This is a genomic window from Pseudoalteromonas sp. CST2 (assembly GCF_028599385.1).
Classification (GTDB): Bacteria; Pseudomonadota; Gammaproteobacteria; order Enterobacterales; family Alteromonadaceae; genus Pseudoalteromonas; species Pseudoalteromonas atlantica.
On the sequence record NZ_JAQREO010000002.1, the window covers coordinates 258,396 to 280,922 of the forward strand.

Below are 22,527 nucleotides of genomic sequence, written 5' to 3' on the forward strand. Positions count from 1 at the left end.
AACAAAACCGAGTGTAAACAAGCTGTTAAGCTAATCGCTTCGCAAAAGTTAGCTGTCGTAGAATAAAGGACAAATGGCCGTAATTTATAAAATAAAACAGGCTATTTTTTGCTGTTTTTTAAAGCTCAAAGATCGGTATTTTCCCTATACGGTTAAGTGTTTTGCCAACTAATTGGTGTGTTTAAATTAACCTAATATGAATATTTGGTTGCGTGGTAGCAATTTAGGAACGTATACTAACCATTCTTAACTTAAATGGAATTTGCGTAATCGCAGCTTAATCAGCACAGGTAAATACATGAACAAAGGATTGTTAAAAGCGTGGAATGACGAAAAGGGCTTTGGTTTTATTAAATCAGACACCCTAGCTCACGACACCTTTATACACATTTCAGCGCTCAAACACATGAGCCGCAAGCCCAAAGTGGGCGACATCATCTATTTTGAAGTCGCTACACAACCCGATGGTAAAAGCAAAGCCGTTAATTGCCGGATAGAAGGCGTAGCTGCGCTTAAAGTCACGCCTAAAAAACCAAACCATCATCGTGTTGCTAAATCTAATTTTACCGATAGTTTTTTAGGCAAAGTCGCCTCAATTAGCATTATCGCCGTACTTGGCTTTGTCGCAGTAAATAAATACAACCATTATCAAAGTAACGAGCAATTTAATAGCCAAACTCCTGTTATTACCAACGCCGATTTAGCCAGCTTTGATGAGCAATACTCAAAAATCGTTATTCCAAAAAACACACAAAATTTTACCTGTGATGGCAGGCAGCACTGTAGCCAAATGACCTCACGTGCAGAGGCGGTGTTTTTTATAAATAACTGCCCTAATACAAAAATGGATGGCGATAGAGATGGTAAACCTTGTGAGAACGATACAAGGTTTTAAAATGAGTGGTAATTTTAGAAATAAATTAGTTAAAGGTTAAGTTTAAGATAGGTTTTACTGTGTGCGTATATAAGTACAGTGTTGCGAGGTTTGCGCCATAACATAATTAAAAGGCGTTATGGGGTTAAATAACACAGGCTACTGAGTAGCAATTGTTATGGTCTGATTATAAACGAGTTGTTTGGTGTGATTATCGAACAACGTGATATAAGCCGTTTTGGGGTGTTAGACCGCCCCAAAGTGGGATTCAATAAGCTGTTAAAATGCTTGTGATTTCACCTTATTAATAGGCTTGGTAGCATGGAAAATTTTTCAAAGAAAATAGATATGGAAGCTTGCCTGCGTAGAGGTTTATATGAAGAAGTGACTCTAATGATGGCATTCATAGAGCAACAAAATTACCAACTAGAAAGTTACACTTCAAAATTTTCAGATATGCTTTTGACAGGCGGGAGAGGTGTTTCGAGTCATGAGCACTCTGAAAGTGTATCAGTTTCAAATATTAGTAATGACCAATATGATTTGGAAGCTACTTTTAAACAAGATTTACCTAATTATATTAGAAAATCCCAAGTATTAATGCTTTGGGCAATGCTAGAAGATACTTTTGGCTACATTGTACGTGAACTTAGCAGTCATCAAAATATGACTTTTAGAGCTAAAAAAAGAAATGAGTCTATTTTCTTATATTATGTAAAATGGTTAGAGAAAATAGATGATCGTGACTTTATCACTGATCCTACAGTTGTTTTTTTGAATAGCAATGTACGAGAAGTTAGAAATTCCTTGGTTCATGGTTCCATACTTACTGTCTCACATAAGGGGTTGGAGATAACTGAGGCAGGGTTAATAATTTCAGCTAATTATGTGTGGGATATTTGTATGTCTATTGATAGTTTGGCATGGCAACTATAAATATTCTAACAAGGTACATAAATGCAACTAAAACAGTGGGTTATCTTTTGCTTCGCTACACATTATAACCCACTATTTTAGTCCGCTTAGTGCGGCGTTGAGGCTGCAGAATTACTCTTTTTTAAGAAAAACAGCTTGCTTTATGGGTTCCAAATACTTTACCTAATACTCTAATAACTTAGGATAACTATATAAATCGCTTTTAATTGAGTTTGGCTAAAGGAGTTATCCTGCAGCGTCGTTATACAAACTTAGAGTTTACAGCACAAGGAAGTTGATATGAAAATACTTACATTACAAATTGAAAATTTTAGATCATATAAAAGTGAAACTATATCATTTACGGATTATAACTGTTTTATAGGAGCAAATAGCTCAGGAAAATCTACAGCTATTAATGCGCTAAATTTATTTTTCAGAGAAAATAAAAATACACAAACGGATTTAATAAAATTAACAGAAGATGACTACCACCATAAAAACACTAAGAAACCAATCAAAATAACAGTTACTTTTGGCGGGCTATCTGACGAAGCAAAATCTGATTTAGCTGCATATATACGTCAAGATGAATTAACTATTACTGCCGAAGCCACTTTTGATGAATATACTGGTTTTGCTACTGTAAAACAGTATGGTCAGCGAAAAGTCATTTCTGATTTTGCTCCATGGTTCTCTGCTTCAAAAGATGGTGTAAAAGTAGCTGAATTAAAAACGATTTATGCCGACATAAGGGCTTTAACTAATTACACATCACTACCTAATATTGGAACTAAAGGTGGAATGGAAACTGCACTCAGGGATTTTGAGGAGTCTAATTCTGCTCTTTGTACCTTAATGCCGAGTGAAGATCAATTTTATGGTGCCACTAAAGGCTCTAATCGATTGGCACCTCATATACAGTGGGTTTTCATACCTGCAACCAAAGACATATCTACTGAAGGTGAAGAAACCAAAAACTCAGCCTTAACAATACTACTTGAGAGAACAGTTAGAGCGAAAGTAAACTTTGATGATGAAGTAACTAAAATCTATGATGATGCTAAAGTAGCTTATCAAAAAATGTTAGATGCTCAACAAGGCGTATTATCCTCTGTATCCGCTTCAATTGAAAGTCGCTTGCAGGTTTGGTCAAAACCAGACATACAAGCCAAAGTTAAATGGAATTATGACGACCAAAAAACTATAAAAGTAGAAGATCCAGCAGCTCAAGTATTAATAGGTGACAACGGATTTGAAGGTGAATTAGCTAGATTTGGTCATGGTATGCAACGCTCTTATATCTTTGCTCTTTTACAAGAATTAGTTGAAATGGATGATACAGGAAGTCCTACATTGTTAATGGCAATCGAAGAGCCTGAACTTTATCAGCACCCTCCTCAGATGAAGTATCTTGCTGAAACATTTTTTAGGCTCGCGAATGAAAAGTCACAGATAGTGTTATGTTCTCATAGCCCATACTTTGTGCCCTCAGACAATATTACTGCTTTAAGAATTGTTAGGGAGCACGGTTTACCGAGTGAGTCACTTGTATCACAAGTTTCTTACGAAGATATTTCGACTAGACTTAATACGATCGAAAGTAAACCAACTACACCATCGGCACTCGTTGCTAAAGTTAGTCCGGCTTTAAGTCCAGAACTTAATGAGATGTTTTTCTCACAGAAAGTTATTTTTGTTGAAGGAATCGAGGATGTGTCAATTTTAACAACCTACCTTCATTTAATGGGGAGATATAATGAATTTAGAAGGCAAGGTTGTCACATAGTTCCTGTGCATGGAAAAAGCGAAATTATACGTCCTTTGTGTATAGCAAAATTGTTAAAGATACCTGTTTTTGTATTAATAGATGGTGATGCTAACAAACAAGCTGAATATGAAGCAATTAAAGACGATACAGATGAGTCTAAAGTTAAAAGAGCAACACATTTGTTTTCTGAAATAGCAAAGCATAAGAAAGACAATGCTTCAATTTTGACACTTTGCGAGCAAAGTCAACTACTTAACTGGCCGACTGAAGATCATGTTTTTTTTCCCAATATTACTATTTGGAAAAGTAATATTACGGACACCTTAAAATCTGAATTAGGAGATAAGTGGGAAGAACATAAAAATAAGGCTGCTGAAAAGTATGGACGAGCAAAGGGATTAACCAAAAATCCACTTGCAGTATCAGATGCACTAGAGTCAGCATGGAATGATAACTTGAAGTCGCCTTCTTTAATTAAGATGATTGAGATAATGCTTGGGTTACCTGAGAAAGAAAGTACCGTAAAAGAAGATTCAATCACTGAAGACAGCCATAGCTTGGCTGATAAAGTCAAACCTTGACTTCATACATCAAAATATGAGTTGGTTAAAAGCTTTTGATATTAGCTATTTCTACCCTCTAAAAGCGAAGCACCTCATAACCTTTTTGTGAGTTATTCTTTAGATTATAAAGTGGCATTAACTAAAAAAATTAAGTTTATACCTACAGTATAATAACTCCCAAAGTAAGAAACTCTACACATGTAGCTTGTCAAAAAGGAGCCTTGCATTGACAACAAAAAGAAAATTCATCCAAAGTATACCTAATGAAATGATAGATCCAATTACTGGTTTAAAAGCTAGCAATGAGACAGAGTTGAGCACGTTATTGGCCTATCATCATGCAAATAGCTCTATTGGCTGGAGTAATGTTAACCTTTATTCAATTCCATATTTATCTGACAAACTTTTTGCTTCAGAATATATTAATTGCTCATCCCCATTTTATTGTGAATATCCTCTTTTTTCAGATTCAGAAACTGTAGATATATGGGGGCAGATGCCTGCAGATTTACTTTCGTTTTCTAAAAACGAAAATACAATCGTATTAATCGAAAATAAAATTGGAAGTAAATTTACAAGCGCAGGTACTCAGCTTATAAGGCAAGCAAAATTCCTTGAGAAAAGTGGTTTTAAAAACAAAGTATTGATAGTTCTTACTTCAGAGTTATTTTTGTCTAAAGGCTGGTATTTAAGTGAAATGCAGAATGTAATCGACAATGTAGAAAGTGTTAAAGTTTTTGCTATGAAATGGGAAGATATTTTCAACGCTATTGACTTCATGTATCAAACATAAATTGGTTATAAGCTATTTATAGCCTCTAAAAGCGTAGCGCCTCTAATCCTCTTTGTGAATTCGTCTTAAAAATAAGATGGCTGTGACCAGATGTAAGGCATCGGCGAATTAGAACCCTAATAAACGCCGATGATTATAACTTATTTAAGTAGCCACCTTACTTATAAGGTATTATGCCTTAGTCTTGCTTACGGTTAAGGCTAAATAAGCAGATTGCTAGAAGTAACGTTGCAATCATGCCTGATGCACCAGCAACGCCTGATGGTAGGAATCCATCACGCCCAGCAATAATTAATACTGCATTTGCAAGCATTGCAACTGCTCCTGCTAGGGCTGTAAGGCCGCCAATGGCTTTGCCACCTTTAGCAATGAAAGATAGGCCAAATACAAGAGCTGCTAAGCCTAATAATAATTTAGCTGCGTAGTAAATCATGAATGACAAAGACACCACGCCACCAATTAAAGGTTGTGCGCCTTCTACTGCGCCCGCTACTTTGCCAAATGTTGAAAACAACGTTAGGCCAATGCTTACCTGTACTATGTTAAGTATTGCGCTAAATGTGATAGCCGACCAACCTAGTTGAGCGTTTTTAGCTTGCACCATAGTGGTACTTGCAAAGGCCACAAGCACAGTAAACAGCACGGCTTCTAGTCCCCATGCATACTGTCTTGAAAAGCTAATTTCAGCACTGTAAAGGGCAGTAAAAATAGCTTGGGTTATCGCCAACGCCAACAATAACGATGCTGTAATTAGGGTGGTGCGTTTATGTGTAAATTCCATTATGTACCTCTTATAATTTTATATTTGACGCTTTAAAAGTTGCAGTCTCTTTGCATACATCAAACAGATGAAAGTATTGCTGCTATAAGACAGGTAAAGCGGAGTAATTATTTCACTAAAACCAATAAAAATAATAATTAATATTAAATAGGCTAAAACTTGCGCTTTTAATGAAACTTAAATTGGCAAAGCCGCATTGAGTTAAGCTATTAAGCCTTTAAAAATTCAGTGACTCTTATCCTTTTGTGAATTAACTTTTAAATTTAATATTGGGGTGATTTCGACTAACTAAGGTGGCTGTTTTTAATAAATGGAATTAAAACAATCACTTAAATAAGAATCTATACCCACAAACAATGTTTATGGGTATTTTGTGTGACTAAGCCTATAAATGTTATTTATTAAGATAAAAGCCTAAAGTGAGACCAATCACTTAATGCGGTAATAGTTTGCTCTGTAGGCGGGGCTACATAGATTAAACCTGCAATGGCAATTATTGATGCCAAGGTAATTAATTTATTGTCGAAGTCGGCTATTTTTAACGCGGTGCCAAAGGAGCGTTTAATGGTGACATTGCTTAAATCTACACTATAAATTTCATCGAGTAATAAATGAATTAACCCGCCGATTAAAATAAACCCACCTGTTAACCAGGCAAAGGTGGCTGCTTGTGTGGTTGTTTGCTCGTTTAGTTGCCACGTTACTTGCGTTGTTAACAGCGCGCATAGCACTAAAAATAATAATGAGTGGCAGCTGCCTCTGTGCACGGTGATCCATTCAAAAATGGGCCTAATAATGTATTTCATAAACCCGTACACTAATAACGGCACTACGATTAGCTCAATAAAGCTAATTTCGATTATTAGCTCGGTGGTTATGTATTGCAGCACCAGTAATACAGCGCTCAGTGCAAATAAGTTAAAAATAGTGTCGAGTGATGTTGAGTTATCTGAATCTATATCTGGTAATAAGCCGCCAATTGAGCCTAAAAACCATAGCCAGAGTGCGCCGTTTAAATCAGTATGGCCTGCAGTTAATAAAGTGGCCGAGCCTAAACCTGTGATGATGACTGCAGTATTAAGATGAGTATTGAAATTTGCCATTGTATCTCTTGATAGAAAAATAGGTTGGCATTTTAGCAATCAAAAACTTAATTGTTCAATTTACTTTAAAGGTTTGGATGTAAATCTGGTTTAGCGACGTATTTTTATAATAAAGACTATTTGAAAGCCATAAAAACGCTATAGCATTCGCTATCTAATTTTTTATATCGTCGTAAAAGGCGACTTTTCCTCGGCCTGTTTCTTTTACGTGATAAAGGGTTTTATCACCGTTGTGCATTAATTCGTGTAGCTCAGTGCCATCAGTAGGCGCTACTGCAATACCTATGCTTGCACCTACTGCGCATGTTTTAGTATTTGAAATACTAACCTGCTGTTGTAGCTCCTTTAGTAAGGTAGTTGCTTGCTCCAGGGTTGCAGCTTTGTTGAATGTATTTACCTGCCTTGCAACAATAAATTCGTCACCGCCTAGGCGAATACACATATCGTTTTGTTCGTGAAATAGTGTTTTAAATCGGTGCGCTGTCTCTATAAGTACTTTGTCTCCGGCTTCGTGGCCGTAGGTGTCGTTAATGGGTTTAAATTTATCTAAATCGATCATCATAAGAACTAAGTGCTTATTATGTTTTATGCATTCGCGTAGCGTTTTTTGAAGGCGTTTTTCACCGGCGCGGCGGTTTAATAGGCCGGTGAGCGGGTCGTGGTCGGCTTCAAAGCGGGTTTTAAGTTCGCGCTCTGCGCGCTCGGTTACATCGTGTAAAATTACTTCTACTAGTTGCTCTTGTTGTGGGCCTCGGTTGGTATTTCTTTGGTCTGTTAATCTTACAAATAAGCAGTGAAACCAGAGCGTTTTATAACCAACTTTACACTCTACATCTAACGTAGTTTGTGGTGGGTTATGAGCAAAGCGAATTTCTTCCAGTAGGCTGTGTAATTCATCAACGTTGTTTAATAATTCAGGGAAGTGCAGGGTTGATAACTCTTTTTCACCGGGTACGGTAAAGTAATGTTTAAACGCGGGGTTAAAGGTGGTGATATTATTTTTGCTATCGAGTAAACAAATACCAGCGCTTGCTTGCTCAAAAATAAGTCTAAATTTAGCTTCTAGTTCTTGGGTTTTTTTACGAAGTGTTTGCTCATTACTAATAGTTAAATGCAATTCGTGCATTAGAGCATTTATACCGTGTGTTAAACGGCTTATTTCGTCTCGTTTGCCTTGCTTAAAGGTCAGCATATTAAGGGTTTCTGGCTCGCTAGGGTTAATTTTAGCAAAACTGTCGGTAAGGTTTTGAATAGGTTGAGTAAGCCAACGCTGTACTACAAGCGATACAAAAAATGCGATAACAATAGATTGTATTAGCATTAAAATAAATTCTTTTTTAAGTGCAGCCTGTGCTTGTTGCTGTATAAAATTATCGTCGGGGTATATTGATAAAACACCTATAAAGTTGTCATCTAAAAAAGGATGAACTAGCTTAACTAACACTGCTTCTTTTTGTTTGTTAATAGTGCCATTTGCAATAAACAACTCCATTTCGCCTTTTACGTTTGCTTCTGATTCTAGGCTTGCGCCTTGCACTAAATCGTTACTTAGCAAGCCATTAATTATTTCTTGGCTTAACTCTTTATCGTTTAAATAAGCAGCTATGGCGGCTGTTTTTCCCATTGTTTGGGCTAACTGTTGGACGAGTAAGTAGTTAGTGTTTTTCTTTTCTTTAAAGCCTGAATAATAAGACAGCATTGACGAGACTAAAGTCACAACAATAGCGACTAACGCAATTGCTATAGCAACGCGTATGTAGAGTTTTTGGCTAATAATTTTAATCAAATCTGTATACCACTTTTACCGCATCTGTCACTTGCGATAACGGAATGTAACCAATAGCAAATTGCGATGCTGCAATTTTATTTATTGCATCTTCAACGGATGTTGACGGTGTAGGGGGCTTTGCACGGCCAGAAAACAACAACCTTGCCCAATACGCATTTATTTTTTGCTCGTCTTTATTGACCAGTTTTAAGTAAAAGTCGTTTTTAAGTGTTGATTTAGCCGGCAAATCAAGTGGCTTTGAGGTTTCACCATCTGGAAAAGTTAAATATCTACCCATGTAAATATCTATAATTTCCCGTTTTGATAATGCGTTAATAGTGTTGCTTTTATTTACTACTACAACAAATTCTGTCGATTTTGCATAAGAGCTCACAAAAAGCAGGCATAAGGGGAGCATTACATTAAGGGTTAGGTTACGTGCGCTTATCATAACTAAAACACCATACTAGCATTTAAACTAAGTATATGTACTTTATTGCTTTCATTTGCGTCTGACGGATCACTAAGGCTCCAAAGGCCTGCACCTTGAGGTTTTATATCAAAGCGGTCTAACTGCGCTTTAAATACTAAACCATCCGAAAAGTGCCATTTTACGCCTACGTTAACCGAGTGCTGGTGAACATTGGTAATTTTAGTCGCTGCTTGAGTTGCAGTTGCAAGTTGCTGTATGGGTACTGAAATTTGTTGGGCTGTGCCTGGTAAAAAAACAGGGTTGTTTATTTTAACTACGTCATGGCGGTTTTTAGCTGCCGTAAAGCCTGTGTAAAATATTGCATTATCTACTCTGTATCCCACATTGATGTAGCCACTAATTACAGATGGCGCGACTATCCAATCAGACTCTGAAACCCCTAACTCAGACTGAATAAGCCAATTATTATTATCGTAAGTAGTGCCAAAAGCTGCGTATTCAATGCTGTTGCCTTTGGTGTTAAATTTGTTAGATATACTTTGTGCTTGCGGCCATATACTTTGTGGTACTAAATCGAGTGCGGTTATAAATTCGTCCAACGCAGTTAGTTTATAATCGCCAAAATTTGACCTTGATAACGAAAAACGCATTGTCCATGCATCTAAAGAGTATGTTGCACTAAGGGTTGTTAAATTATCAAAATCAATAAAAAAGTCGTCATTATAGGCTTGTAGTTTTGCTGTAGAACTACCGTAAGCGAGTTTTAAACGTAAAAATCCATCGTTAATAACTTTACTGTACTCAACATCAACACCATCAAAATTACCGGCAATATTTGCAAACGAGTAATACGAATGAGGCGGGCGCACCCATAAGTAAGCGTATCCAACGTAAGGGTATTCAGATAGTAAGTAAAGGTCGCTGTTTAACCTACCTGCGCGGATGGCCCAGTTACGTGATGGGCGATAACGTACAAAGGCGAGCTCTAAAAAATTATCAAAGCTTTTATAGGCATGATCTTGTATTACTAGTTGAACTACAGAGTCCCAATTTTTGGCCAGTGATATATTAGCCTGACCACCTAAAATTGAATCACGCGTTGCTGAAAAACCAGATTCGTTCACATTTGAATAACTAGATGCAAAACCAATATCTGAATCGTCAGTGTAACTAAGGGTTAAGGATGCAAAACCACTAAATTGCACGTCAATGTCGTTTGCATAGGTTTTGTTAGCCGCAGAGATTGCCAGTAAAGCGATGACAATTGTGCTTCGAAGCAACATGTTAGCCCATATTTATTTAAATTTAATATAATAAAAAGATAGCACAATATCTTAGATACCCAACTTAACTACACAGTTTTTACTGAATAAATTAGGCTGATAACAAAAAAAATCACCCGGTATTTAGGATTGTTTTTAAGTTTACCTAAAAATAAAAGCTAATAGGTTTAAATTTAAAAAAGGGCTGTTTTACGTAACTAAAAATTGGCATCATTTGTTAACTATAAGGATGTTATAGTGTTGCAATTATTGTTTGATATAGTATAACATTCACCGAATTCTAATTTCCCCCTTATATAGAGTTTGAATGTGACTACACCTACTGCAATTAATCAAACATCACCAATAGAATCTCAACGCCCTGAAAATATCAGTAATTCTGAATTAAATAATGCTCAAACCGTTAAAAGCGAAGCCATTATTGAAGTGGACTCGTTAAGTTTTAGCATTAAAAACAACGCTATTTTAAAAAACTTAAACTTTAGCGTAGGCTCGGGCGAGATTTACGCGTTACTTGGCGGTAACGGCGCGGGTAAATCAACCACGTTAAAAACTTTGCTTGGGTTTAATAAACCCACTCAAGGCTCTGTAAAAGTAGCGGGCAAAGAGGTAAGACACGCACTTGATTTTGTACGCGGTAAAACGGCGTATTTGCCAGAGTCGGCCACGTTATATCCGCATTTAACTGCCCGCGAAAACGTGGCGTATTTTTTATCGCTTGCTGATATTAAAAAAACAGATGAGCAAATTAATGCCGCATTTAACCGTGTAGCCTTGCAAGAAGGCGCGTGGGAGCGTCCTATGCAAACGTATTCTAAAGGCATGAGACAAAAAACCGCAATTGCATTAGCCATTTTACGTGAAGCCCCGATATTTTTACTTGATGAGCCAACATCGGGCCTTGACCCTGTTGCTATTGATGAGTTTAACCAGTTAGTGCGTGAGCTTGCATTAACCGGCGCCACTATTTTAATGGTAACGCACGATGTTTACGGTGCATGCCAAGTTGCAAACCGAATTGGTTTATTAAGAGCGGGCGAGCTGGTGGGCGAATTTGACGCGCCAGAAAACGGCCGAATTGATACCGAGCAAGTTCATGCCGCGTTTGCACAAAGAGGCGCGTAATGAGCAAAAATAATTTTTCAAAGGTGGTGATAGTTGCCAAAGATGAGTGGCGCTATTGGCTTCGCTCAAAACTGGCGATGACCGTTTTAGCCATAGGTTTATTACTTACGCTTTCATCTGTGGTGGTGACTGCCATTACAATGCACGAACTTAGCCGCACTCGTAATGAATTACAAAGCAATGCAGAGCAAAGCTTTGCTGAGCAGCCCGATCGCCACCCACACAGAATGGTGCATTACGGGCATTACGCTTTTAGAACACCAACACCACTTAGCACACTCGATCCGGGGATTGATGCCTACACAGGTAACTCAATATTTTTAGAAGGGCATAGGCAAAACAGTGCAATGTTTGCCGAGCAGCGCCAAGGCACAGCTTTAACAAAACTTGGCAGCTTAACGCCTGCTTTTATTGTGCAAACATTAGCGCCGTTACTGCTTATTTTAATAGGTTACAGCTCTATTAGCCGTGAGCGCGAATCGCAAACGCTGTCGTATTTATTGGCGCAAGGCACCAAAGGCAGCACGCTGATTGCGGGTAAAGGGCTGGCGCTTTTGTGTGTTGTTGGGTTAATTATTGCGCCATTAGCGGTGTCGGCGTTATTTACGCTTAGCGCGGGTGAGAGCCTTTTAGCAGTTGTTAGTTTTATTGTGGGCTATGCATTGTATTTAAGCGTGTGGGTGTTAGTTGTTTTATTAGCATCGAGCGTGTTTAGTAAAAATAGTGGCAGCTTTACAGCGCTTGCGTTTGTGTGGATTTTACTGTGCATTGTTATGCCGCGCGTAGCAAGTACCAGTGCCTCTACGGCTGTGCCATCGGCCGGTAAAATAGAAACCGACTTTGCAGTAAAAGCTGAGCTTAGAAAACTAGGTGATGGCCATAACACCAACGATCCCGCCTTTAAGCAATTTAAACAATCTCTGCTTAAAAAATACAACGTAAGCAGCATTGATGAGCTACCAGTAAACTTTAGAGGGTTAGTGGCCAGTGAATCAGAGGCTAAACAAACTAAGGTATTAAACCAGTTTGCCGAGCAGCGCATGCAAAGTGAGCTTAAACAAACGCAGGTATCGCGTTACTTTGGTTGGGTATCGCCTATGGTGGCTATTCGCTCGCTGTCGATGATTGTAGTGGGTACCAGCATAGAAACCCATCATCGCTTTTTACGCGAAACCGAACAGCTACGCTTTGATTTTGTGCAAGGGCTTAACAAAGTACACATTGAAAAGCTTGATTACCAAGTTGATATGAACCGCAACGCCAATACCGAGGCTACTAAAAAAGCGCGCGTAGGATCAGAGAACTGGCAAATACTGCAAAACTTTACCTTTGATGTAGATAGCGCTGATGTTCGCGCGCAAAGAAGTGTACCTGCTTTTTTACAGTTAATACTGTGGATTGTAGTACTTGTCGGCGGTATTAAATTGGTAGGAAAACGTTTGATATGAGTTATTTAATTACACAACTTACACGAGAATGGGGCTTTTTACTGCGTCAAAAGTACCTTGTGGTATTGCTGTTATGTAGCTTTGTTTTATCGGGCTTTGCAATATATAGCGGGCTTAGCGAAGTAAGCGCGCAGCAGCAAACAATAGAGCGTTTAAAAGCTGCAGATCAAAGCGATCGCGCTAAAGTGCAGCAAAAGCAAGACGATCCGGGCATGTTGGCTTATTATAGTTTTCATTTAACGTATTCTCAGCCATCTAACCTTGCTTTTGCAGCATTAGGGGAACGCGATATATTCCCGTGGAAACACCGTATTAATTTATTGGCCATAGAGGGGCAAATTTACGAAAGCGATGCGCAAAATGCCGAGCTGGCACAAGCCGGTAAAATTGATTTTGTATTTGTAATTAGCGCCTTAGCACCACTGGTTATTATTTTGCTGTTTCATGACTTATTTGCAAATGAGCGCACTAGCGGCAGGCACGACCTACTGGTTACTACGTCTAAATCGTACTTTGCTTTGTGGGGCGCACGTATAACGGTAAGGTTTTTAGCAGTAATAGTGTGTTTAATGCTGCCATTTTTTATAGGTGCAGCTATAGCTGCTGCAAGCGCGTTTGAAATTGCGTATGTATCGCTGCTTTGTATTGCGTACCTTGCATTTTGGACTGCGCTGAGTGTGTGGTGGGGCAAAAACGCGACTAGTGCGCCGCGCGTTGCCTCTGGCCTAATTGGTTTATGGGTATTATTTGCTTTTATTATTCCTATTTTAGGCGACCTTGCTATAAACAAGTCGGTGCATTCGCCTAAGGGTGGCGACATTATGCTTACTCAGCGTGAGGCGGTAAATGATGCCTGGGATTTACCAAAATCTGCCACTATGCAGCCTTTTATTAAAGAGTACCCAGCACTTGCGCCATACATTGCTATGAGCAGTGAGTTTGAGTGGAAATGGTATTACGCATTTCAGCAAATGGGCGATTTAAAAGCAGCGCCGCTCTCTAAAGCATACCGAGACGCAGCCGCTAAAAAATATGACTTAGCAGGCGTTGTGTCGTGGTTTTCGCCACCGCTTTTATTGCAGCGCAGCTTAACGCGAGCCGCCCAAACCGACTCAGTAGCGGCGTATGCATACGAGCAGCAAATTCGTGATTATCATCAGCAATTACGTGAGTTTTATTACCCTTGGTTATTTTATAAGGGTAACCCGCCTAAATCAGTTCTCAATAACAAGCCACGCTTTGAGGCTATAGCAAAGTAATCCTTACTAGGTGCGCTAAACGCCGTTGTTTAGCGCACCTAGTAACAACACCATAATTATAAAATACTTATATTACTAACAAGGTTCACAATGAAAACCAACACAACAGGGCTTAAGCTCACCTATTTAAGTGCGTGCCTAGTAAGCTTATTTAGCAGCCAGGCTTTGGCTGCTGAGCAAAACCAGCAAACACACAGTGCTAACACAAATATTGAAAGGCTGTCTGTGGTTGCTACGCGCCAAGCTTACCAAGGTAACTTTAGCCAACTAGAAACTCCACAATCAGAGCTTAAAATTGATTTAGAAGCGCTTGAAAATGCAGGTGCAGTAAGCCTTGACCAAGCGCTTGATTTATCGGCCTCTGTTGCACGGCAAAATAACTTTGGTGGGCTTTGGAATAGTTTTTCGTTACGTGGCTTTGTAGGCGATGAAAATCTACCCAGTAACTACTTAGTAAATGGTTTTAATGCTGGGCGCGGTTTTGGTGGCTCGCGTGATTTGTCGGGTATTGAGTCGGTTGAGGTTTTAAAAGGCCCACGCGCGGCTTTATTTGGCCGTGGTGAGCCAGGTGGTACAGTCAACCTAGTTACTAAACGCCCAACGTTTGATACGCAAGGTGAAATTAAACTTTCGGTAGGGAGTTTTGATACTTACCGCGCCGATGTTGATTACACCACGGCGCTTACCGACGACGTTGCAATTAGACTGGTTGGTTTTTACGAAGACGCCGAGAGCTTTAGAGACACCATAGAAAAAACTAAACACGGCTTTAGCCCGTCAATAGTGTGGAATATTAACGACAGCAGCCAACTTGTTTACGAGCTTGAATACAGCGACCAAGAAGTACCGTTTGATAGAGGCGTATTAGCCATAGATGGCGAACTTGGGCTTATTCCACAAAGCCGTTTTTTAGGTGAGCCGGGCGATGGCCCAATTGAAGCCGATGTACTAGGGCATCAGTTAGAGTACATTCATGACTTTGATGATAACTGGAGCATTTTATTTGGTGCAAACTACCGTGATACATCTATGGAAGGCTTTGCAACCGAAACCGGGTTTGGCGGCGTAGTTAATGGCGAAGTAAACCGCTTTAGGCGCTACCGCGATTTTGATGCTAAATACCATGTATTGCGTGCAGAGCTAAGCGGCAGCCTTGAGCTTGGCGGTTTTAAGCACCGTTTAATTATGGGTGTTGACGCTGATAAATTTGAAAACGATCAATTTATTTTACGTGTACGGGGCGATCAATACATTAATGTATTTAACCCTGTATACGGCGCGTATGAATTACCAACGCCTACATGTAATACCGACCGCGTAGAGATTCAAGAGTCGGTAGGGGTATTTATTCAAGACCAAATAAGCGTAACTGATAAGTTAGATATTCGTATTGGTGCCCGTTTTGATGATTACGAGCAGCGCTTAAATAACCGTTTAGCAGGCACTAATACTAAACAAACGCAGTCGCGCGTGAGCCCGCAGTTTGGTGTGGTGTATGAAGCAAGCGATTATGTATCTGTTTATGCAGCCTATGGTGAAAACTTTCGCCCGCTTTCAGGCACAGATACCAATGGCGATGGTTTTGAGCCAAACCAATCTACCTCTGCTGAGCTAGGTGTAAAATTTACCCTTAACGATGGCGCGTTATTTGGTACCGTTGCCGTATTTAAAGTAGATCAAGATAACATGCTAGTAGTAGATGACCCAACAGCGTTTACCTACGCAGCCATTGGCGAAGCGCAAAGTAAGGGAATAGAAATAGACCTAACGGGTGAGCTTAGCGATAGTTTAGAAATTTGGGCGTCGTATGCGTATGTAGATGCCCAAATAGAAAACTCATTTTTTGATGCTAACTTTGGCTACACAGTAGAGGCCGGCGAGTCACTTTTAAATGTACCAGAGCATCAACTTAGCTTGCAGCTTGTTAAATCGGGCGAGTTATATGGCAATGCAATTAAATTTGGTGGCGGGCTATTATTTGTAGACGAACGCAATGGCTATTTTGGTACCGACTTTAAACTACCCAGTTATACAACCGCGCGTGTATTTGTAAATTACGATGTAACAGACGCGATTGGTGTTACGGCTGAGGTAAATAACCTGTTTGATGAAACGTATTACACAAACTCGTTTGCCGATGCATGGGTACAACCTGGTACACCGCGTAACGTTAAATTTTCTGCCTCTTATAAGTTTTAATTGGTATTTTGCGCTGTAAACGTAAAAAGGTCGCTTAGTTAAAGCGACCTTTTTTATTTGGCGTGTTTGTATTTTTTTAATATTTTAGAGTACTCGCCTGAATTTTTTAACTTTTGCAGCTGAATATTAAAGTCATCACGTAATTTTTTTGATTTAAATAAATAGCCACTAGGGCTTTTACCAAACAGCGCAAAGTGATCTACAGGTTGTGTGCTATCAATACCTTTAAGGGTTGAGCGATAGTAATCAAAACTTTGTTTATCCATTTGAATCACATTAGCCTTATTTGAAAAAAGCATTTTAACTTGAAGAGATTGGTCGTGCACTTCGTAATATTGTGTATTGGCTTTTGCCATTTTTGCATATTCTTCACCTAAATGTATGCCGGCGCTGGGCCACGAGATTAAGCTGTAATGTGTTAAATCTGAAATTTTAGTAAAGTTAAAATGCTTGCTCCTTAGGGCTATCGCAACGTTTTCGTATTCATAGGCTTCATTTGAAATATAACCGCTTAGGAGATTACCGTTTTCTGTGCTTAAGTTTATGTCGGCTAGTATGTCGAGCTTTCCATCTATATACCCCTTAGCGCGGCGAGTATAAGGATAATAGCGTGGCTCTATTTCATACCCTAAAGGCGTTAATGCGGCTTTAATAATATCGAGGGTTAGCCCGCTGTTGGTATGTGACATTACAAAAGGTGGTAGGGTTTCGCCAAAACCTACAACTAATTTTTGTTTAGTAGGCGATGCACAGGCAAAAGAGGATACAAGCAGTGTAGTTATTATAAAAAAGTTTAACTTCATTAGGCTGTTTAAATTAACTTAGCATACTAAAAAGATAGTAACTAAGTGGTTATGTAACAAGTAAATAGCCCATTAAAGTATGATTAAATACCTTTAATGGGCAAGTATTAGGCACAAAAAGTTAAACTTGGCACCGTTTAAAAAGGTGCGTAGCCGTCTGGCGTTGTTTTTGGCGTAGTCCAACGCTCTTTTGCATCAATATCTGTACGTTTAGAACCCGGCGCTGGTATACGGCCATTATCGCCAAAAAGCCATAACACTAGGTTTGTTCTGTCGCCACTGGTTATAGGTTTTGCCGCGTGTGGTACATTGCCTTTGTGGATCATGGCGGTGCCTGGTTTAAAGCTAAGTTGTACAACTTTTGCGTTTACTTGGTCGTAAAAATCAAGCTCTGACCCGCTAAATTCTTCCCCAGGTAAGTTTAAATTAATATTTAATGTTACTGATGATGCATCAGTATGCGGACGAATAGACGCATCTGTACTTGGGTCGTAATAAATAGAAAACCCAAATGTTTGCGTATCGTAACCTATGATCTCAGGAAATAATAAACGTGAAATAGGGCGCATGTATGTATTTAATACTTGGTTGTAAAATTCCTGAAAACTAGGAGCAGCTAAATAGCCCTCTGAGCGTTTGTCGAGCATGGCGCCGCGGCGGTTTAATACAATACCGTACGGTGGACGCATAGGAATGTTAGCATTCCATACTTTTTCTAGGTAACCACGTAAAACTGCTAGGCGCTCAGGATCAAAAAATTGAAATTGATACACATCAGTTGCTACTTCTTCTAGTAGTGATTTTACTAAATGCTCTTTTGATGGATCTTGCCATGCAGCATTAACGGCTTCACGTAAGTTTTTATCTAGTAATGAATCGTCAAGGGTAAAGGTGGTTGTATCTACTTCGGTTTCTTCCCACTCTTTCCAGGCTTGTGTAAGTAATTGGTCGTTGTTGTACCAAAAATGCTGTACTGAGTGCTCACGATTTAACATGGCTTCTCTTGAAGGTAACGCTAGAGCACGAGCAAGTTGTAATTGGGTGGCAGACATAATGTGTAACTCCAGTTATTGAATTAAGTTTTATCAATCTAGGAGTGCAATTTATTATATTTATAAAGTTAGATAAATAAGCTGTTTTAGGAAACAGTATCAAAATAATGTTTATAATTAGGGGCGGAATGAATAGAATTAGCTGTTAGCTGTTAGCTGTTAGCTGTTAGCTGTAATGGGGATGGGTTTGTGTAAACCCATCAAGCGTTTAACTATAGATTTTTAATGTGTGACTCTATCGCCCCAAATTTCTTCTAGGCGGTTATCGCGTCCGCAGCGCCAGCGGTAGGTATTGTAGCGTATGGGGTTATTTTTATAATAATCCTGATGGTAGCTTTCCTTACCTTTAATTGGGTAAAAAGTGCTGGCATTAAGTATAGGCGTTACCACTGTTTGATTTGGAAACTCTGCTATTACGGCTTGTTTGGTTTGCTCTGCTATTTTGCGCTCTTGCTCGTTAGCTACAAATATGGCGCTTAAATAACTTGGGCCTTTATCGCAAAATTGGCCTTTGGCATCAAAGGGATCAATATTTACCCAAAAATGATCAAGTATGCCTTTGTAGCTTACTACATCAGGGTCGTAAGTAATTTGTACTGCTTCATAATGGCCTTGATGGTTACCATTGTAGGTCGGGTTTTTAATTTTACCGCCGGTAAAACCCGATATAACATCTTTTACGCCTTTGAGCTTTTCAAAGTCGCTTTCCATACACCAAAAACATCCACCGGCTAAAACCGCTTTTTCGGTTTTTGCTGCATGTGAAAAGGTGCTAAACAAAATTGCGGCAGATGTTAATGCAAGCGTAAGTGATTTTTTCATATAATAATCTACCTCTAGTATGAGTTTAAATACATATTCTTAATAGTTAGACCCTTTAACTATAAAACCTATTTCATTGTTTTTAGTAGGCTAACGTTAATAGCTGAAAAAGTAATATACGTAATGGTTTTTAATTAAGGCCATACGTACATTAGCTAACCTCTATAGCACAAAGTTGTATTATTAGAGTGTGTTTATTAAAGTGAAAGCATTGAGATAAAAGTAGCAGGTGTTAAATGAACCAGTTAACCGAAAAATCGATAAGTTGCCCGTATTGCGGCGAAAGCATAGAAGTATTATTAGACGCGGCAGATATTGGTGAGCAATACATAGAAGACTGCCAAGTATGTTGTAAGCCTATTTCGTTTGTTGCTTTTGAAGATGAAGACGAGTTAAAAGTAAATGTATACAGTGAAGACGATACATTTTAATCCTTCGTTACTCTTTATATAGGTGGCTGCACAGTGGCAGCCACTTCCGTTTATACACGGGCGCTAGCTATTATTTTGCTCTCGGGCTAGTTGGTTTGGTAACAGCTCTTCTACTATTTCGCGTGCGGGGAGTGTATAACGTGTGCCGTCAAACATTACCGAGGTAAACTCGTTTATATTAGTAATGCCTGTTAGGGTCCAGCCCTCACCACGTTTAGGGCAGTATACGGTTGTGGTAGGTTGAATTACTTTAAAATCGTCGCTCATTATTGCTCTCAATATTGGCTATAAAGATAATGCTTGTGAATACGCTATGGTAAGTTAATAATGCTTAACCATAAAGCGCTATTTTAACTCCTGTATAAAATGTTTAAAACAACTCAGCTTGAACGCGTTACATTGCGTTTAATTACCCATAAGCATGCCCCGCAGTTATATTCTATTTTGAATCACCCGCAAGTGAGCGAATTTAACGACTATCAAACCCCCTTAAGTAAATGCCAAATTAAGCAATTAATACAAGACGATATTACCGCCTATTACGAAGGCGAAGTGATAAGAGTGGCTATTGAACATAATATAAATGGCAAACTTATGGGTACCTGCGGGCTTTATAATTTATCGCCTTGTAAAAGTAGGGCGTTTATTGGGTTTGAGCTTGATCCTATGTATTGGGATAAGGGCATTATGTTTGAGGTAATAACCGGCTTTGTTAAAACACTTAAACAGGCTATACCGCTTAATTACTTAGCGGCGCAGGTAAGTGCACATAATGCGCGTTCGCATAACTTATTAGTTAAATTAGGCTTTAGCTTGGGTGAGCATTCTATTTGGTATAAACACGTTTAGGACTGCATTTACATTATACACGTTAGGAAATTTCATCATAAGAGGAACAAATGCAATATAAAAAATAGCCAATTTGGCTTATAGTTAAGCGTAAGCAAATGAATTTGTTACCCGAGTTTTTAAAACGTGTTCGCTTAACAAGGATTTTATATGCTAGAAAAACTATCTCAAGATGCCCTCGTTATTTGGGCCACTATTGACCCAATAGGGACTATGGCGCTTTTTGCTGCGCTCACTTCTCATTTAACTGATCAACAACGTCGTAAAACTGCTTTTAAAACTGTGCTATATGCAGGCGCTGTGTTACTTGGCTCTATTTTAATAGGGCAGCTTATTTTAAATGCGATGGGTATAAGGCTGGTATCGTTTCAGTTAGGGGGCGGGATAATTTTATTTTTGTTTGGCTTACAAATGATATTTGGCAATGATTCAAATAAAGCAAAACAAGACCCAGGGCACGATATTGCAGTGTTTCCCCTTGCTATACCTGCTACCGCCACACCAGGGGCTATTTTAGCCGTTATATTACTTACCGATAATCACATTCACCCAATTACAACCCAAATAGGCACAGCGTTAATTGCACTGGCAGTGTTGGGTGTAACCTTAATTTTGTTGTTGCTGTCGGGCAAAATTATAAAGCTTATTGGTATTGGCGGGGCGTCTATTTTAACACGTGTGATGGGGATGATACTGGCTGCTTTTTCTGTAGAGCTGATAATGACTGCACTTGAAGTTAAGCAGTGGGTAACGTTAGGGCCCTGATCAACCTTAAGGTTTGTTATAAAAAAGGCATGCACTGTATTTATATACAGTGCATGCCTTTTTGCTTATAATCGCTTTAATTAATACTTGTTTGCTAAGGCTAAAAAACTGACTTTACAACGCAATTAACTAAAGCAACAACCATTGCTGGTGGGCTTATAGCAAAAGAACACATCATACTAAATTGTTATTAAGTGCTTAACTTAGCTAAAGAGTGAAGAAGATTAAAAGTAGCCAATAAATAGGGGATAATTGGCTACTTAATTTAATAATTTTACCGGTTATTGATTGCTACTTAGTGCGCTTTAGGTTTAACAAGAAGGGCGATAGCTACAACGGCGCTTAAAATACTGCATATTATAAATACGTTATGTTCACCCCCAGGTATGTATTCCATAAACGAGGTAAAAAACTGACCGGAGAACACAGCCATTGTGAAATACGATAAGTTACGTCCGCGTACATTTTCTGGGCTTAGCTCTACGGTCATGTGGTTTAAAAGAGGAATGCTAAAACCAAAGCCAATACCAATTAATAGCGCGCCTAATACTAATATCAATGTACTTGATTGTATAAAGCAAAGGTATGATAAACCAAAGGCAAAAAATGCAATTGCTAATACATTTTTCTCACTAAGGCGTTTAGTTGCTTTAGGCATAAATCCCGCTGTAAATACCGCAATTAACGATATAAAAGCCAATAGTTGGCCTATTTCAGACTCATTAAAATTTAGTGCGTGCAAGGTAATAGGTAAAAGCACGGTTGAGGTAAAAAATATGGTCATAGCTAGGGTTGATACTATATAAACCCCTTTAAGCGTTAATGCGTTTGAATTGCTCTTTTTTATTTGTTGAGTTTGCTCTGTGTTTTGGGTATTTAATTGCTGCTTCCGGGGTACAAACATGAGCAACATAGCTAAAAATACCCAAGCAATTAAATACAAAGCAAGGGGTAATCCCCAATACATTGACGCTAAAACACCGCCTAAAAATAAAAATATAACGCCACCTAGCTCTATCGCCATGCCTTGTTTGGCAATCATATTCAGTCGAGCTTCGCCGCTGTACCACGTTGAAATTAATACGGTGCAACTTGCCATCACTATTGCTGTAATACCACCTAATGCAAAACGATTAATAAATACTAAGGTTGGGCCATGTAAAAAGTAAGCACATGCACCCACTAATCCGTATAAAAATAAACCTATTATAAGTAAAGTGTATGCGCCGTATTTGTCTATTAATCTTCCGGCTAGGGGGGCAAACACCACCGCACCTAAAGAAGGTAAAGTAATTAATAATACGCTGTTGCTTTGTATGCCTAGGCCATCAGCAATGGTAACTAAACCCGGCGCTAACAGGGTGCCAACCATTATGGTTAAGCTGGCAATGCATAGTAGAGTAAAATTACCGGCGGTTTTGAGTGAACTCATTTTCTCTCCATTAATTTACGGGTGAATTTGTAAGCATGTTTACAGGCATTATTAATAC

The 22,527-nt window shown here is 38.9% G+C and carries 21 protein-coding genes; 11 read left to right on the forward strand and 10 right to left on the reverse strand.

The window, feature by feature from the left end; all coding sequences use genetic code 11:
- Positions 1-298: 298 nt before the first annotated feature.
- The 4 genes from PSH41_RS03865 to PSH41_RS03880 all read left to right on the forward strand — a co-directional run bounded on the left by PSH41_RS03865 (position 299) and on the right by PSH41_RS03880 (position 4,916).
- Positions 299-895 (forward strand): cold shock domain-containing protein, encoded by a 597-nt coding sequence (locus PSH41_RS03865; protein ID WP_273588273.1) that lies wholly within the window; start codon positions 299-301, stop codon positions 893-895.
- A gap of 300 nt (positions 896-1,195) precedes the next feature.
- Positions 1,196-1,810 (forward strand): hypothetical protein, encoded by a 615-nt coding sequence (locus PSH41_RS03870; protein ID WP_273588271.1) that lies wholly within the window; start codon positions 1,196-1,198, stop codon positions 1,808-1,810.
- Between the two features lie 279 nt (positions 1,811-2,089).
- Positions 2,090-4,141: an ATP-dependent nuclease gene (locus PSH41_RS03875; RefSeq protein ID WP_273588269.1), complete on the forward strand. Its 2,052-nt coding sequence runs from the start codon at positions 2,090-2,092 to the stop codon at positions 4,139-4,141.
- A gap of 208 nt (positions 4,142-4,349) precedes the next feature.
- The gene (locus PSH41_RS03880) at positions 4,350-4,916 is read left to right on the forward strand and encodes a hypothetical protein (RefSeq protein WP_273588267.1); all 567 of its coding nucleotides are present in this window, start codon (positions 4,350-4,352) and stop codon (positions 4,914-4,916) included.
- Between the two features lie 178 nt (positions 4,917-5,094).
- On the opposite strand, the gene PSH41_RS03885 is transcribed toward PSH41_RS03880, so the two are convergent.
- From PSH41_RS03885 to PSH41_RS03905, 5 genes are all read right to left on the reverse strand, one after another.
- On the reverse strand, positions 5,095-5,697 hold the full coding sequence (locus PSH41_RS03885) for a hypothetical protein (RefSeq protein ID WP_054982530.1): 603 nt from the start codon (positions 5,695-5,697) through the stop codon (positions 5,095-5,097).
- A gap of 401 nt (positions 5,698-6,098) precedes the next feature.
- On the reverse strand, positions 6,099-6,800 hold the full coding sequence (locus tag PSH41_RS03890; RefSeq protein ID WP_273588266.1) for a metal-dependent hydrolase: 702 nt from the start codon (positions 6,798-6,800) through the stop codon (positions 6,099-6,101).
- 154 nt (positions 6,801-6,954) lie between these two features.
- A complete protein-coding gene (locus PSH41_RS03895) occupies positions 6,955-8,586 on the reverse strand; it encodes a sensor domain-containing diguanylate cyclase (protein WP_248452134.1) in 1,632 nt (543 codons plus the stop codon).
- Positions 8,579-9,019, reverse strand: coding sequence for a hypothetical protein (locus tag PSH41_RS03900; protein ID WP_273588265.1), 441 nt, complete (start codon positions 9,017-9,019; stop codon positions 8,579-8,581). Before PSH41_RS03900 ends, PSH41_RS03895 begins: the two co-directional genes overlap by 8 nt.
- 2 nt (positions 9,020-9,021) lie before the next feature.
- A complete protein-coding gene (locus tag PSH41_RS03905; RefSeq protein WP_273588264.1) occupies positions 9,022-10,284 on the reverse strand; it encodes a hypothetical protein in 1,263 nt (420 codons plus the stop codon).
- 309 nt (positions 10,285-10,593) lie between these two features.
- Here PSH41_RS03905 and PSH41_RS03910 point away from each other — a divergent pair, with 309 nt between their 5' ends.
- The 4 genes from PSH41_RS03910 to PSH41_RS03925 all read left to right on the forward strand — a co-directional run bounded on the left by PSH41_RS03910 (position 10,594) and on the right by PSH41_RS03925 (position 16,315).
- A complete protein-coding gene (locus PSH41_RS03910) occupies positions 10,594-11,409 on the forward strand; it encodes an ABC transporter ATP-binding protein (RefSeq protein ID WP_273588263.1) in 816 nt (271 codons plus the stop codon).
- Entirely contained in the window at positions 11,409-12,857 is a 1,449-nt protein-coding gene (locus PSH41_RS03915) for an ABC transporter permease (RefSeq protein ID WP_273588262.1), read from the forward strand. Before PSH41_RS03910 ends, PSH41_RS03915 begins: the two co-directional genes overlap by 1 nt.
- Positions 12,854-14,116 carry a DUF3526 domain-containing protein gene (locus tag PSH41_RS03920; protein ID WP_273588260.1) on the forward strand — a complete coding sequence of 421 codons (1,263 nt, stop codon included), beginning with the start codon at positions 12,854-12,856 and terminating at the stop codon, positions 14,114-14,116. Before PSH41_RS03915 ends, PSH41_RS03920 begins: the two co-directional genes overlap by 4 nt.
- Before the next feature lie 90 nt (positions 14,117-14,206).
- Entirely contained in the window at positions 14,207-16,315 is a 2,109-nt protein-coding gene (locus PSH41_RS03925) for a TonB-dependent siderophore receptor (RefSeq protein WP_273588259.1), read from the forward strand.
- Positions 16,316-16,368: 53 nt separating this feature from the next.
- Here PSH41_RS03925 and PSH41_RS03930 read toward each other — a convergent pair whose 3' ends face one another.
- The 3 genes from PSH41_RS03930 to msrA all read right to left on the reverse strand — a co-directional run bounded on the left by PSH41_RS03930 (position 16,369) and on the right by msrA (position 18,992).
- Positions 16,369-17,118: a substrate-binding periplasmic protein gene (locus PSH41_RS03930; protein WP_273588258.1), complete on the reverse strand. Its 750-nt coding sequence runs from the start codon at positions 17,116-17,118 to the stop codon at positions 16,369-16,371.
- 137 nt (positions 17,119-17,255) lie between these two features.
- The gene (locus PSH41_RS03935) at positions 17,256-18,170 is read right to left on the reverse strand and encodes a 2OG-Fe(II) oxygenase family protein (protein WP_138685692.1); all 915 of its coding nucleotides are present in this window, start codon (positions 18,168-18,170) and stop codon (positions 17,256-17,258) included.
- A gap of 222 nt (positions 18,171-18,392) precedes the next feature.
- Positions 18,393-18,992, reverse strand: coding sequence for a peptide-methionine (S)-S-oxide reductase MsrA (gene msrA / locus PSH41_RS03940; protein ID WP_054982523.1), 600 nt, complete (start codon positions 18,990-18,992; stop codon positions 18,393-18,395).
- A gap of 236 nt (positions 18,993-19,228) precedes the next feature.
- Between msrA and PSH41_RS03945 the strand changes: the two genes are divergently transcribed.
- Entirely contained in the window at positions 19,229-19,423 is a 195-nt protein-coding gene (locus tag PSH41_RS03945) for a CPXCG motif-containing cysteine-rich protein (RefSeq protein WP_273588257.1), read from the forward strand.
- Positions 19,424-19,486: 63 nt separating this feature from the next.
- Here the strand turns inward: PSH41_RS03945 and PSH41_RS03950 are convergent, their stop codons facing one another.
- On the reverse strand, positions 19,487-19,690 hold the full coding sequence (locus PSH41_RS03950) for a hypothetical protein (protein WP_004586614.1): 204 nt from the start codon (positions 19,688-19,690) through the stop codon (positions 19,487-19,489).
- Between the two features lie 99 nt (positions 19,691-19,789).
- Between PSH41_RS03950 and PSH41_RS03955 the strand changes: the two genes are divergently transcribed.
- A complete protein-coding gene (locus PSH41_RS03955; RefSeq protein WP_273588256.1) occupies positions 19,790-20,272 on the forward strand; it encodes a GNAT family N-acetyltransferase in 483 nt (160 codons plus the stop codon).
- A gap of 150 nt (positions 20,273-20,422) precedes the next feature.
- Positions 20,423-21,037 (forward strand): MarC family protein, encoded by a 615-nt coding sequence (locus PSH41_RS03960; protein ID WP_273588255.1) that lies wholly within the window; start codon positions 20,423-20,425, stop codon positions 21,035-21,037.
- A gap of 295 nt (positions 21,038-21,332) precedes the next feature.
- Here the strand turns inward: PSH41_RS03960 and PSH41_RS03965 are convergent, their stop codons facing one another.
- Positions 21,333-22,469 carry an MFS transporter gene (locus PSH41_RS03965; RefSeq protein WP_273588254.1) on the reverse strand — a complete coding sequence of 379 codons (1,137 nt, stop codon included), beginning with the start codon at positions 22,467-22,469 and terminating at the stop codon, positions 21,333-21,335.
- Between the last annotated feature and the right edge of the window lie 58 nt (positions 22,470-22,527).

Coding starts and splice junctions, on each gene's coding strand:
- PSH41_RS03915 (WP_273588262.1), top strand. CDS start 11,409: ATGAGCAAAAATAATTTTTCAAAGGTGGTGATAGTTGCCAAAGATGAG.
- PSH41_RS03870 (WP_273588271.1), top strand. CDS start 1,196: ATGGAAAATTTTTCAAAGAAAATAGATATGGAAGCTTGCCTGCGTAGA.
- PSH41_RS03920 (WP_273588260.1), top strand. CDS start 12,854: ATGAGTTATTTAATTACACAACTTACACGAGAATGGGGCTTTTTACTG.
- PSH41_RS03930 (WP_273588258.1), bottom strand. CDS start 17,118: ATGAAGTTAAACTTTTTTATAATAACTACACTGCTTGTATCCTCTTTT.
- PSH41_RS03945 (WP_273588257.1), top strand. CDS start 19,229: ATGAACCAGTTAACCGAAAAATCGATAAGTTGCCCGTATTGCGGCGAA.
- PSH41_RS03960 (WP_273588255.1), top strand. CDS start 20,423: ATGCTAGAAAAACTATCTCAAGATGCCCTCGTTATTTGGGCCACTATT.
- PSH41_RS03955 (WP_273588256.1), top strand. CDS start 19,790: ATGTTTAAAACAACTCAGCTTGAACGCGTTACATTGCGTTTAATTACC.
- PSH41_RS03900 (WP_273588265.1), bottom strand. CDS start 9,019: ATGATAAGCGCACGTAACCTAACCCTTAATGTAATGCTCCCCTTATGC.
- PSH41_RS03905 (WP_273588264.1), bottom strand. CDS start 10,284: ATGTTGCTTCGAAGCACAATTGTCATCGCTTTACTGGCAATCTCTGCG.
- PSH41_RS03865 (WP_273588273.1), top strand. CDS start 299: ATGAACAAAGGATTGTTAAAAGCGTGGAATGACGAAAAGGGCTTTGGT.
- PSH41_RS03935 (WP_138685692.1), bottom strand. CDS start 18,170: ATGTCTGCCACCCAATTACAACTTGCTCGTGCTCTAGCGTTACCTTCA.
- msrA (WP_054982523.1), bottom strand. CDS start 18,992: ATGAAAAAATCACTTACGCTTGCATTAACATCTGCCGCAATTTTGTTT.
- PSH41_RS03950 (WP_004586614.1), bottom strand. CDS start 19,690: ATGAGCGACGATTTTAAAGTAATTCAACCTACCACAACCGTATACTGC.
- PSH41_RS03890 (WP_273588266.1), bottom strand. CDS start 6,800: ATGGCAAATTTCAATACTCATCTTAATACTGCAGTCATCATCACAGGT.
- PSH41_RS03885 (WP_054982530.1), bottom strand. CDS start 5,697: ATGGAATTTACACATAAACGCACCACCCTAATTACAGCATCGTTATTG.
- PSH41_RS03925 (WP_273588259.1), top strand. CDS start 14,207: ATGAAAACCAACACAACAGGGCTTAAGCTCACCTATTTAAGTGCGTGC.
- PSH41_RS03875 (WP_273588269.1), top strand. CDS start 2,090: ATGAAAATACTTACATTACAAATTGAAAATTTTAGATCATATAAAAGT.
- PSH41_RS03965 (WP_273588254.1), bottom strand. CDS start 22,469: ATGAGTTCACTCAAAACCGCCGGTAATTTTACTCTACTATGCATTGCC.